Raw genomic sequence first — 12,748 nt, forward strand, 5'->3', positions numbered from 1 at the left:
TGGTACCGACTACGGTACGAAACCCTTCAGCTAAGACGCCGCAGGCAGTTCAGCACCTGTTCCACTGCGGGGTACCCCCGAGCCCGGCCACCCTCCTTCACGTCTCGCCGGTCCCTGAGCCTTGATCCACCGGTGGTGGTGGGGTTCTGTGGTGCGGCGTTGCAGGCGAAATGCCTTTTGACTTGGGAGAATGGGGTTTTCCACAACGCACTTCTACCAAGAACAAAAGGCATTTCTTAGATGAAAGCATCTCACATTCTTCGCCGGGGCCACGATGACGCGTCGCTGGTCGGGGTAGCGGGGCTGGTTCCGGTGATGAGGTTGGCGCAGCAGGCCGGGCTCCATGACCTGTTGGTCGAGCATCTCACGGCGAGGACGTCGACCGATGCGTTGAAGGCTGCCGGGGTGATCGCCGGGATGCTGGCAGGCGCGGACAGTATCGATGACCTCAACATGCTGCGGCATGGGGCCATGACACAACTGTTTGACGGGGTGCGGGCACCATCGACGTATGGCACGTTCCTACGCTCAGCCACGGCCGGGACCGCGGCCCAACTCCAGGCAGTCAACAGCCGTCTGCTGGGCCGGCTGGGTCAGGCCACGGGGATGGTCGCGGGGGGGTGTCAAATGGTCTGTGTAAGAGGTCAAGCCGATCTGAAGGAGATTGACTATGACTATGACCAAGAACAACGACAAGCCGGTTAGCGAGGCCGGGCAGTTGCGCCGTGAGTTGATCGACGACGAACTGCTTGATGCGATGTTGGCCTCGACCAGCGAACGGGGGATCTCGCTGACCGGGGAGGGCGGGTTCCTGCCCGAGTTGATCAAGTCCGTGCTGGAGCGCGGGATGAGCGCGGAGCTGACCTCTCATCTGGGCTACGAGAAGAACGACCCTGCCGGGAGGGGTTCGGGCAACTCGCGTAACGGCACCACACCTAAGACCGTCGCCACCGAAGTCGGGCCCATCGAGTTGGATCGGCCCCGGGACCGTAACTCCACGTTCGTGTCCAGGCTGGTGCCCAACGGGCAACGGCGCCTCGGTGGGCTCGAGGACCAGATCATCAGCCTGTATGCCGGCGGGATGACCATCCGCGAGATCCAACACCACCTCGCCGCCACGTTGGGCACCGACTTGTCACACGAGACCATCTCGAATGTAACCGAAGCGGTGGCCGACGAGGTCGCCGCCTGGCAGAACCGGCCCTTGGAGGCGTTCTACCCGGTGATCTACCTCGACGCACTGGTGGTCAAGGTCCGTGACCAGAACCGGGTCGTCAACCGGCATGCCCACATCGCGGTCGGTGTCGACCTTGACGGCATCAAACACGTCCTGGGGATCTGGGTCCAAGCGAGCGAAGGCGCCAAGTTCTGGGCAGCGGTATGCGCCCAGCTCGCTAACCGCGGAGTTCAGGACGTGTTGATCGTGTGTTGCGACGGGCTCACCGGCTTCCCCGAAGCGATCGAGGCGACCTGGCCTGGCGCGCTGGTCCAGACCTGCGTGGTCCACCTGATCCGCGCCTCGATGCGCTACGTGTCCTACTCGGACCGCAAGGCCGTCGCCGCGATGCTCAAACCGATCTACACCGCCATCGACGACAACGACGCCCTGATGGCGCTGACCGCGTTCGCCGACTCGACCCTGGGCCGTAAATATCCCATGGCGGTCAAGACGTGGGAAGACGCCTGGGACCGGTTCATCCCGTTCCTCGACTTCGGGCCCGCGACCCGCAAGGTGATCTACACCACCAACTCGATCGAGAGCTTGAACTACCAGATGCGCAAGATCATCAAGAACCGCGGCCAGTTCCCCAACGACCAAGCCGTGGTCAAACTACTCTGGCTCGCGATCCGCAACATCGAAGACAAACGGGCCCGCGAACGCGCGAAGCAAGCCGGCCGACCCAAGGGCCAACCCCGCAACGCACCGGCCAAACTCGTCGAAGGCGCCACCGTCCAAGGCTGGACCACAGCCCTCAACGAACTCGCCCTACGCTACCCCGAACGATTCCCCCAAACCATCTAAAACCGACCACTTACACAGACAACTTGACAAGCTCGTTCGGGCAACTCGCGTAACGGCACCACACCTAAGACCGTCGCCACCGAAGTCGGGCCCATCGAGTTGGATCGGCCCCGGGACCGTAACTCCACGTTCGTGTCCAGGCTGGTGCCCAACGGGCAACGGCGCCTCGGTGGGCTCGAGGACCAGATCATCAGCCTGTATGCCGGCGGGATGACCATCCGCGAGATCCAACACCACCTCGCCGCCACGTTGGGCACCGACTTGTCACACGAGACCATCTCGAATGTAACCGAAGCGGTGGCCGACGAGGTCGCCGCCTGGCAGAACCGGCCCTTGGAGGCGTTCTACCCGGTGATCTACCTCGACGCACTGGTGGTCAAGGTCCGTGACCAGAACCGGGTCGTCAACCGGCATGCCCACATCGCGGTCGGTGTCGACCTTGACGGCATCAAACACGTCCTGGGGATCTGGGTCCAAGCGAGCGAAGGCGCCAAGTTCTGGGCAGCGGTATGCGCCCAGCTCGCTAACCGCGGAGTTCAGGACGTGTTGATCGTGTGTTGCGACGGGCTCACCGGCTTCCCCGAAGCGATCGAGGCGACCTGGCCTGGCGCGCTGGTCCAGACCTGCGTGGTCCACCTGATCCGCGCCTCGATGCGCTACGTGTCCTACTCGGACCGCAAGGCCGTCGCCGCGATGCTCAAACCGATCTACACCGCCATCGACGACAACGACGCCCTGATGGCGCTGACCGCGTTCGCCGACTCGACCCTGGGCCGTAAATATCCCATGGCGGTCAAGACGTGGGAAGACGCCTGGGACCGGTTCATCCCGTTCCTCGACTTCGGGCCCGCGACCCGCAAGGTGATCTACACCACCAACTCGATCGAGAGCTTGAACTACCAGATGCGCAAGATCATCAAGAACCGCGGCCAGTTCCCCAACGACCAAGCCGTGGTCAAACTACTCTGGCTCGCGATCCGCAACATCGAAGACAAACGGGCCCGCGAACGCGCGAAGCAAGCCGGCCGACCCAAGGGCCAACCCCGCAACGCACCGGCCAAACTCGTCGAAGGCGCCACCGTCCAAGGCTGGACCACAGCCCTCAACGAACTCGCCCTACGCTACCCCGAACGATTCCCCCAAACCATCTAAAACCGACCACTTACACAGACAACTTGACAAGCTCGGTCGCGGTCGAAGGGCTCACGATGATCGATATCGATGACACGATCCGTGAGGTCCACGGTTACCAGAAACAAGCCGCCCGCTACGGCCATACCCGCCAGTTGGGGCTCAACATCCAGTTGGCCACGATCAGTAGTGATACCACTGGCCCGGTGATCGCGGGGGCGAGGCTACGCCGTGGTAACACCACCTCGATGAACGGGGCTGAACAGATGGTCACCGACGCTATCGGCTGCGCCGGCCGGGCCGGGGTCACCGGCCAGGTCATGGTCCGGGTCGATGCCGGCTACTACGCCCACAAAGTCGCCTCCGCAGCCCTCAAGGCCGGGGCATGGTTCTCCATGACAGCTAAACAGGACACGGCCGTCAAACGGGCTATCGCCACTATCCCGGAAGAAGCGTGGACAGCCATCGAATATCCCGAAGCGATCTACGACGAGGAACAACATCGCTGGATCAGTGAGGCTGAAGTCGCTGAAGTGCCGGTGTTTATGGCCTTCACCCGCTCGAAAGCCACCACGATCGCCTGCCGGTTGATCGTGCGACGAGTCAAACGACTCAACCCGAAACACCAACCAGCCCTCTGCGAGGACTGGCGCTACCACGGGTTCATCACCAACAGTGACCTACCCATGATCGAGGCCGACCAACGTCACCGTGACCACGCGATCGTGGAGCAAGTCATCGCCGAGGTGAAAACCATGGCACTGAAGCATCTTCCCTCCGGGAAGTACTTCGCTAACACCGCATGGGTCGGCTACGCAGTCATCGCGTTCAACATCTCCCGCGCCGCAGCCCACGCAGCCCAGCGTCCCACCACCCGATGGCCCAGCCTGACCCGACACCTGATCACCATCCCCGCCCGGGTCACCCGATCCGCCAGACGCCTGCGGCTCCATTTACCGACCCGATGGGCCTGGAAAACCGCCCTCGACCAACTCTGGACAGCCACCAGCCCACCACTACGCGGCACTCTCTGACCACCCAGCCCCCCGCAGGGCCCAACCAAAGGAACCCCAGTAGAAAAGCCGGGCAGACCGGCAGATACCCCACGCCCTGACCCCACACGAACACCCACCACCACCCACCCCTGGCCACAACCAGCCTCCAAGACCACCAACGGTGGATCCAGGCTGAGCTGAGCCAGCCGCCCTCGAGGAACTCGTCGTACATTCCCCGCCCGCCTGGACCTCCACCGGTCAGCTGTGATCCGCCTCAGTCGCCTCCGGCGGGGAGCTCACCTGCTGGCGCGCTCCGCGGCGACGACGGAGCCACGCCCGCACCGGGACGAACAGGATGAGGCCGATGATCCACAGCGGCGACGTGGCGATCAGGAACGTCAGTAGGCCGGTGAGCAGTTCGACGGCGCCGCGCAGCCCGTCGGTGAGGGCCTCGCCGAAGCCCCACGAGTCGTCCTTGGAATCGACAAGCGAACCGGGCTCCGACAGGTGGACGTTGACCGTCACCATGGCGGCCTTGCGCTCCAGGTGCTTGATCTGGGCGTCGAGCGATTCGATGTCGCCGCGGACGCGGCCCAGCTCGGTCTCGACACTCAGCATCTCGGTGACGCTCTCGGCAGCGTCGAAGAACTCGCGGAGTCGCTGCTCCTGCGCCTGGAGGTTCTTCAGGCGGGCCGACAGGTCGACGTGCTGCTGGGTGACGTCGCTGCTGGCTTCAGACTGCGACTGCACCTCGCCCAACGCGGCGACATCGGCGACGAACGCCTCGTACTCGGCGGCCGGCACGCGGGCGGTGAGCCAGGCGCGGAGGCCGCGGACGCGTCCCTCACCCTCGGGGTAGACCCACCCGCCGTCGCTGGCGACCTCCATGTCGGTGATGCCGCCGTCGCGCGCAGCGGCGAGCTGACGGATCTCGTCGACGGCGCTGTCGGCCTCCGGCACCTCCATGCGGATGGTCTTGGTGACGATCAGCATGGCTGCATCGCCTTCGCCAGGCAGGTTGCCGCCCTCCTCGCGCAGTTCCTCGGGCGCCGCCTCGGGAACCGCTGCTCCGTCGGCCTCCACCGCGTCCGCTGCACCGCCCGCTTCCACCGCGTCAGGTACGCTGTCCTGCTCCGGGGCGGACATGGGTGCGGTATCGGTGGATGCCGAGCAGGCGCCCAGCGTCAACGCCACCATCATGACGATGACAGCCAGCCAGTTGCGGACGGTTGATCGTGCGTTCCTCATCGTTGCTCTCCTCGGTCAGACAGGTGAGGGGCTGTCCCCTCTCACCACGAACGACGAGGACGGGCCCCGTGGGGTTGTCCGGTGTCAGATAACGAAATGGTCAAGATGTGGGCGCACGAAAAAACCCCTGGTCTCCCAGGGGTTCTCGTTGGTGGTGGGCCTAGCTGGACTTGAACCAGCGACCTCATCCTTATCAGGGATGCGCTCTAACCGCCTGAGCTATAGGCCCGTACCGACGACCAACTGTAGCGGAGCAGATCGGTTCACCGCAAACCGGCCCTTAGATGAAGACTTCGGTACCGACTACGGTTCGCAAGTTTTCAGCTAAGCGGTTTCGACACGGACCCGCGCTCGCAAGCTCGCACGAGACCGACTCAACCAACGTCGATCAGTCCTCGGCGAGGGTGACCTCGAGGCCGCCCATGACCGTGGCCGCCAAGTTGTAGAGGAAGGCGAACAGCGTGGCCAGCGCGGTGATCAGCACCACGTTGATGGCCGCGACGATCGAGGAGAAGCCCAGGATGCGGCGCAGCGTCAGGATCTGGGTCACGTCGAACTCGGTGTCCTGATCACCGAACAGCTGGTTGAGCAGCGTGTTGACGTAATCCAGCGTGCCTGCGCCGGCCAGCACGGACCACAGCACGAACGTGGCCACCACGAACATGATCCCGAACGCGATCGAGAACAGGAACGTGGTCTTCATCACAGACCACGGGTCGAGGCGCGCCAGACGCAGCCGGGCCTTGCGGGTACGGCGGGGACGACGCAGGGTGCGCGCCTCCTTCTTCTCGCCGTCCTTCTTGGGCTCAGCCACCTCGTCGAGCGGCAGCGGATCAGATTCCTCTGCGGCAGCGGTGGTGGCGCGCTCACCAGCAGGCACGGCGACGGGGTTCGCCTGGCTGCGGGCCTTATCCACCGAGGTGGCCCCAGTGGCGGCGGCCGCACCGGTCACGGCCGTGGCGGCAGCGACGGGCACGCCGGGATTGGCGGGCGACGCCGGGCCGGGCGCCACGCCGCGGAAGGCCGGGCCCACCGGCATCGAGGCCCACTCCTTGGCGGTGCGGGCAGCGCGCTCGGCGACGCGCGGCGGCACCGGCGCGACACCCTTGGCGTCCTTGGTGTCCTTCGCATCAGCACCGGCCTTGTCGTCGTCCATGGACCCACCAGGGGTGTCCACGGCCTTCTGCACCTTGGTGTCGTCCTCCGGTGCCGATCCGGGCGACTTCGGCTCAGCCGGGTCACCCTTCGCACGGTTGGGAGAGAAGTCCAGACCGGGGCCGCCGTCGGCTCCCGGCCAGCGCGGCGCATCACTCATCGACGGTCTCCTCAGGGCTCACGTCCGCAGCCTCGTCGGCCACAGTTTCCACTACGGTACCGTCTACGGCCTCATCTGTTGCGTCAGCCTCATCCGAGGCTTCAGATTCCGGGTACAGCGCGATCACGCTGACCTCGTCGTCGCCACGAACTCCGACGAACTTCACGCCCATCGTGTCGCGACCCTTCGCGGGCACATCCGAGACCGCCGAGCGGGTGACCTGGCCGGAGACCTTGATGGCGATGACCTCGTCGTGTTCGCCGACGATCAGGCCTCCCACCAACGTGCCGCGGTTCTCGTTGAGCTTCATGGCCTTGATGCCCAGGCCGCCACGGCCCTGCACGCGGTACTCGTCGACGGCGGTGCGCTTGCCGTAGCCACCGTCGGTGACCGTGAACACGAACTGCTCTGACTGGTCCTCGTCGTGCCGCAGCACCGCCATCGACAGGAGTTCGTCGTCGCTGCGGAACTTCATGCCCGTCACACCCGACGTGGCGCGGCCCATCGGGCGCAGCTGCTCGTCGGTGGCCTGGAACCGGATGGCCTGGCCCTTCCGCGAGATCAGCAGCACGTCGTCGAGCTGGGACACCAACTGGGCGCCGATCAGCTCGTCACCCTCCTCGCGGAAGTTGATCGCGATGACGCCGGCCTGGCGCGGCGAATCGTAGGCCTTGAGGTCCGTCTTCTTGACCAGGCCGTTCTTCGTGGCCAGCAGCAGGTACGGCGCGTCGTCATAGGAATCGATGGTGAGCACCTGCGCGATCCGTTCGTCTGGCAGGAAGCTCATCAGGCCGGCCACGTGGCCGCCCTTCGCGTCCCGCCCAGCCTCCGGGAGCTGCCACACCTTCGAACGGTAGACGCGGCCGAAGTTCGTGAAGAACAGGATCCACTGGTGGTTGGTGGAGGTGAACAGGTGCTGCACCTCGTCGTCGGCGCGCAGCGCGGCGCCACGCACGCCCTTGCCGCCACGCTTCTGCACCCGGTACTGATCCGCGCGCGTGCGCTTGGCGTAGCCGCCGTGGGTGATGGTGACCACCATCTCCTCGTTGGGGATGAAATCCTCCTCCGAGAAGTCGCCATCGGCCGCGACGATCTTGGTGCGGCGCTCGTCGCCGTACTTGTCGACGATCTCCTGCAGCTCCGCGGCGATGATGCGACGCTGGCGGGCCTCGTCGGCGAGGATGTCCTTCAGATCGGCGATCTTGCGCTCCAGCTCAGCCAGGCGGTCAACGATCTTCTGGATCTCCATCGACGCCAGGCGGCGCAGCTGCTGATCGAGGATGTTGCGGGCCTGCAGCTCGTCGATGTCGAGCAGTTCCTGCAGGCCGTGGTTGGCTTCCTCGGCGGTGCGGCTGGCGCGGATCAGCGCGATGACCTCGTCGAGCATGTTGAGGGCCTTGACCAGGCCGCGGTCGAGGTGCGCGGCGCGCTCTGCCTCATCCAGCTGCCACTGGGTGCGGCGGCGGATGACCTCAAGCTGGTGCTTGATCCACAGGGAGATGAACTGGTCGAGACGCAGGGTGCGGGGCACCTCGTCGACGATGGCCAGCATGTTGCAGCCGAACGTGTCCTGCAGCGCGGTGTGCTTGTACAGGTTGTTCATCACGACGCGGGGCTGGGCGTCGCGCTTGAGGACAATCACCAGACGCTGGCCGGTGCGGGCCGAGGTGTCGTCGCGGATGTCGGCGATACCGGTGAGACGGCCGGAGTTGACCAGGTCCGCGATGCGCTGCGCGAGCGTGTCGGGGTTGGTCATGTACGGCAGTTCCGTGATGACGAGAAGCTGGCGACCCTTCTTGTCCTCCTCCATGTCGATCACGGCGCGCATGGTGACCGAGCCGCGGCCGGTGCGGTAGGCCTCCTCGATGCCGGAGCGGCCGACGATCAGCGCGCCGCCCGGGAAGTCCGGGCCCTGGATGCGCTGCATCGCGGCCTCGAGGAGCTCCTCACGGGTCGCCTCGGGGTGCTCGAGCGCCCACTGCACCGCGTCGTTGACCTCGCGCAGGTTGTGGGTGGGGATGTTGGTGGCCATGCCGACGGCGATGCCCGTCGAGCCGTTCACCAGGAGGTTCGGGAAGCGGGCCGGGAGGACGGCGGGCTCCATCTCGCGGTTGTCGTAGTTGGGGCGGAAATCGACGGTGTTCTGGTCGATCTCGCGCACCATCTCGACGGCGGGGTGGGCCATCTTGCACTCGGTGTACCGCATGGCTGCGGCCTTGTCGTTGCCCTGCGAACCGAAGTTACCCTGCCCGGAGACCAGAGGGAGGCGCATGGCCCACGGCTGCGCGAGGCGCACGAGGGCGTCGTAGATCGCGGAGTCGCCGTGGGGGTGGTAGAGGCCCATGACCTCGCCCACCACGCGGGAGCACTTGTTCCAGCCGCGGTCAGGGCGGTAGCCGCCGTCCCACATCGCGTAGAGCACGCGGCGGTGGACGGGCTTGAGGCCGTCGCGCACGTCGGGCAGCGCACGCCCCACGATCACGCTCATGGCGTAGTCGAGGTAGGAGTTCTGGATCTCGGCCTGCAGATCGATGGGGTCAACGCGGCCCAGCGCGGGTGCCTGCAGTTCGTCCTTGTCGACGTCGTCAGCCATGCGTCAGTGAACCTTCCGGAAAGTGGTGGTAGGGGTGTGTCTGGGGGAGCCCGAATCTAGATTTGCGCCCACAGACGGCCCCAAATCTGGATGTGGGGCAGCGGGCGCGACGGAGGGGTGCATCTGCGCCTTAAATGTCGAGGAAGCGGACGTCTTTGGCGTTGCGCTGGATGAACGTGCGGCGCTGCTCCACGTCCTCGCCCATCAGAATCGAGAACATCTGATCCGCCATCGCCGCGTCCTCCAGGGTGACCTGCAGCAGGATCCGGTTGTCCGGGTCCATCGTGGTCTCCCACAGGTCGTCGGCATCCATCTCGCCGAGGCCCTTGTAGCGCTGGATGGGGTTCACCTGCGGCAGCTTCTTGCCTTCGGCGATACCGGCGTCGCGGAGGGCGTCGCGCTCGAGGTCCGTGTAGGCCAGTTCGTGCGCGGCGTTGCTCCAGCGCAGGCGGAACAGCGGCGGCTGCGCGAGATATACGTGGCCGGCGTCGATCATGGGCCGCAGGAAGCGGAACAGCAGCGTCAGCAGCAACGTGCGGATGTGGGCGCCGTCGACGTCGGCGTCGGCCATCAGGATGAGCTTGTGGTAGCGCAGCTTGTTGAGGTCGAAATCCTCCTGCATGCCGGCGCCGAGGGCGTTGATGATCGCCTCGACCTCCTTGTTGGCCAGGATCCGGTCGATGCGGGCCTTCTCCACGTTGAGGATCTTGCCTCGGATGGGGAGGATCGCCTGCGTCTTCGGGTCGCGGCCGCCGCGGGCGGAGCCGCCTGCGGAGTCGCCCTCGACGATGAACAGTTCGCACTCGCTGGGATCCGTCGACTGGCAGTCGACGAGCTTGCCCGGCAGGCCGGAGCCGCCGAGGAGCCCCTTGCGGGAGCGGGCCATGTCGCGCGCCTTGCGGGCGGCGACGCGGGCCGCCGCGGCGGCCTGGGCCTTGCGAACGATGTCCTTGCCTTCGGCGGGGTTGCGTTCGAACCAGTCCCCCAGCCGGTCGTTGAGCACGCGCTGCACGAAGCCGCGGGCCTCGGTGTTGCCCAGCTTGGTCTTCGTCTGGCCCTCGAACTGGGGCTCGGAGACCTTGATGGAGACGATGGCGGTGAGGCCCTCGCGGATGTCGTCGCCCGAGACGCGGTCTTCGCGCTTCTTGATGAGGCTCCAGGTCTCGCCCCAGCGGTTGACCGTGTTGGTCAACGCCGCGCGGAAGCCCTCTTCGTGGGTGCCGCCCTCATGCGTGTTGATGGTGTTGGCGAACGTGTAGACGCTGCTGGAGTACGACGTATTCCACTGCATCGCGATCTCGACGCCCATGCCCTGCTCCGGGGCGTGAGCCTCCACGTCGATGACGGTGGGGTGGATGGCCTCCTTGGCGCCGGAGAGGTACTTCACGTAGTCGATGAGCCCGTCCTCGTAGAAGAACTCGTCGTACGGGGTGTCGGTCTCGCCCTCGTCGCCGGTGGGCGCCTGGCGGTCAGAGCGCATGTCGATCAGCGACAGGCGCAGGCCCTTATTGAGGAACGCCATCTCGCGGAAGCGGGTGGCGAGGGTCTCATAGTTGAAGTGCGTGGTTTCGAAGATGTCCGCGGCCGCGTAGAACGTGATGATGGTGCCGGTTTCCTCGGTCTCCTCCATGCGCTCCAGTTCCGTGGACGGGCGGCCGTACTCGAACTCCTGGTGCCAGCGGTAGCCGTCGCGGCGCACGTCCACGATCAGGCGCTCAGACAGGGCGTTGACCACGGAGGAGCCCACGCCGTGGAGGCCGCCGGAGACCTTGTAGCCGCCCTCGCCGAACTTGCCGCCGGCGTGCAGCACCGTCAGCACCAGCGTGACGGTGGGGATCTTCTCGACGGGGTGCTCCTTGACGGGGATGCCGCGGCCGTTGTCCTTGACGCGGACGCCGCCGTCGTCGAGGAGTTCCACCTCGATGGAGTCGCAGTACCCGGCGAGTGCTTCGTCGACCGAGTTGTCGACGATCTCGTAGACCAGGTGGTGCAGGCCGCGCTCACCCGTCGAACCGATGTACATGCCGGGGCGCTTGCGCACCGCCTCCAGCCCTTCGAGGACCGAGATCTGGTCTGCGTCATAGGAACCCGAGACGGTGTTGTCTGCCGAGTCCTGCAGCCCCTCCATCCGCTCCTGGGGAAGGTCCTCGTCGATATTCACGTCTTCCGACACATTGCTCCTGACCACACAAAGCAGCGCCGGGGTTGCCCCAGCGCCGTTGAACGACTCCATACTACCGTGCGCGCGCGGGAAACCCCGTATCTGACGTGCCTGAAATGGCGTTCATTCGCATTTCTTGCGCGTTTCGGCCCACCGGTGGGGGTTGAGGCATGGGGCCCTATCCGTCCCGGGGGCCCAGGGCCGCAGATCGGCGCCACGCATCGCCGGATTCGGTTGTCGCCCCGCGGTATCTTTCAGGCATGGCGACGAGGTACGAGCTGAACTACGACTGGCATCTCATCGGCCCGGTGAAGTGGACGCAGGAGTCCACCGTCACGCTCCAGGTGGATCTGCATTCCTACGAGCACGGAGACGCGCTGTGGGCCGAGATCGACCAGTGGTGGTCCGCCCTCGAGCGCGAGGACGGCGACCCCTTTGACGGTGGCGCCCGCTTCCCCCGCCCGGTGCGGCTCAATGAGCGGCACGTGACCATGTGGGTGGTCTCGCACGGCGAGGACGCGTTCGACTCGATCGCGCACTACGCGGAGACCATCCGAGAGGTGGCCGAGGCCGCCGACGCCGAGGTCGTCGCCGTCTGGACCGAACTGCCCCACAGCTGATCCCCGCCCACCCCGGCGGGGCTGAGGCACAATCGGGGGATGGACACCTTTCCGCAGGCCGCGATGCAGTTCTACGAGGAGTTGCGCCTCACCAACACGCGCGACTTCTGGCTCGCCAACAAGGAGCGCTACGACGGTGACGTGCGCGCCACGCTGACCCGCGTCGTCGAGGGGCTCAAGGACGAGTTCGGGGAGGCGAAGGTCTACCGCCCCCACCGCGACGTGCGGTTCTCCAAGGACAAGACCCCGTACAAGACGCATCAGGGCGCCTATGTAGGCCTGGCGCCTGCGTGCGGGTTCTACGTGGAGGTCAACGCCGAGGAGGCGTTCGCGGGCGCCGGCTTCTACCGGGCCGAGCCCGAGGCGCTCGCCCGGTTCCGCAGAGCGATCGACGACGAGCGCTCCGGCGCGCAACTCGAGGCGCTGGTGCAGGGGCTCGAGGACGACGGCTGGCTGGTCAGCGGCGACACGCTACGCACCGCGCCACGGGGGTTCACCAAGGAGCATCCGCGGATCGGGTTGTTGCGCCACAAGTCGTTGAGCGCCATGCGGGAGGTCACCGCCACCGGACTGGACGCCTTCACCGAACAGGTCCGCGAGATCTGGCGCGGCGCCACGCCGCTGGTGGACTGGCTGGCGGCCAGGCTCAACGAGTAGTCGGC

Annotated in this window: 8 protein-coding genes, 1 tRNA gene and 2 pseudogenes; 6 read left to right on the top strand and 5 right to left on the bottom strand. The window is 65.9% G+C overall.

What is annotated here, in order from left to right:
• Positions 1–240: 240 nt before the first annotated feature.
• The 4 genes and pseudogenes from BN1186_RS15545 (at position 241) to BN1186_RS09840 (ending at position 4,188) form a co-directional block, all read left to right on the top strand.
• The gene (locus tag BN1186_RS15545; RefSeq protein WP_052460012.1) at positions 241–705 is read left to right on the top strand and encodes a hypothetical protein; all 465 of its coding nucleotides are present in this window, start codon (positions 241–243) and stop codon (positions 703–705) included.
• Positions 671–2,023 (top strand): IS256 family transposase, encoded by a 1,353-nt coding sequence (locus BN1186_RS09830; protein ID WP_040283806.1) that lies wholly within the window; start codon positions 671–673, stop codon positions 2,021–2,023. Before BN1186_RS15545 ends, BN1186_RS09830 begins: the two co-directional genes overlap by 35 nt.
• A gap of 36 nt (positions 2,024–2,059) precedes the next feature.
• Positions 2,060–3,175 (top strand): annotated as a pseudogene (locus BN1186_RS09835) (IS256 family transposase); the annotation flags it as partial.
• Between the two features lie 56 nt (positions 3,176–3,231).
• Entirely contained in the window at positions 3,232–4,188 is a 957-nt protein-coding gene (locus BN1186_RS09840) for an IS1380 family transposase (RefSeq protein ID WP_139651008.1), read from the top strand.
• A 219-nt stretch (positions 4,189–4,407) separates the two neighbouring features.
• Here BN1186_RS09840 and BN1186_RS09845 read toward each other — a convergent pair whose 3' ends face one another.
• From BN1186_RS09845 to gyrB, 5 genes and pseudogenes are all read right to left on the bottom strand, one after another.
• Positions 4,408–5,397: a DUF4349 domain-containing protein gene (locus tag BN1186_RS09845; RefSeq protein ID WP_040283807.1), complete on the bottom strand. Its 990-nt coding sequence runs from the start codon at positions 5,395–5,397 to the stop codon at positions 4,408–4,410.
• Positions 5,398–5,549: 152 nt separating this feature from the next.
• Positions 5,550–5,626 (bottom strand) — tRNA-Ile (locus tag BN1186_RS09850).
• Positions 5,627–5,785: 159 nt separating this feature from the next.
• Positions 5,786–6,163 (bottom strand): annotated as a pseudogene (locus BN1186_RS16510) (DUF3566 domain-containing protein); the annotation flags it as partial.
• A 541-nt stretch (positions 6,164–6,704) separates the two neighbouring features.
• Positions 6,705–9,305, bottom strand: coding sequence for a DNA gyrase subunit A (gene gyrA / locus BN1186_RS09860; RefSeq protein WP_040283808.1), 2,601 nt, complete (start codon positions 9,303–9,305; stop codon positions 6,705–6,707).
• A gap of 130 nt (positions 9,306–9,435) precedes the next feature.
• Positions 9,436–11,433: a DNA topoisomerase (ATP-hydrolyzing) subunit B gene (gene gyrB / locus BN1186_RS09865; RefSeq protein WP_139651046.1), complete on the bottom strand. Its 1,998-nt coding sequence runs from the start codon at positions 11,431–11,433 to the stop codon at positions 9,436–9,438.
• 293 nt (positions 11,434–11,726) lie between these two features.
• Between gyrB and BN1186_RS09870 the strand changes: the two genes are divergently transcribed.
• The gene (locus tag BN1186_RS09870) at positions 11,727–12,086 is read left to right on the top strand and encodes a hypothetical protein (RefSeq protein WP_040283809.1); all 360 of its coding nucleotides are present in this window, start codon (positions 11,727–11,729) and stop codon (positions 12,084–12,086) included.
• Positions 12,087–12,125: 39 nt separating this feature from the next.
• Complete coding sequence (locus tag BN1186_RS09875; protein ID WP_040283810.1) at positions 12,126–12,743, top strand: DUF2461 domain-containing protein; 618 nt, start codon at positions 12,126–12,128, stop codon at positions 12,741–12,743.
• Positions 12,744–12,748: the final 5 nt, after the last annotated feature.

This window comes from Tessaracoccus massiliensis, assembly GCF_000826065.2.
GTDB lineage: Bacteria > Actinomycetota > Actinomycetes > Propionibacteriales > Propionibacteriaceae > Arachnia > Arachnia massiliensis_A.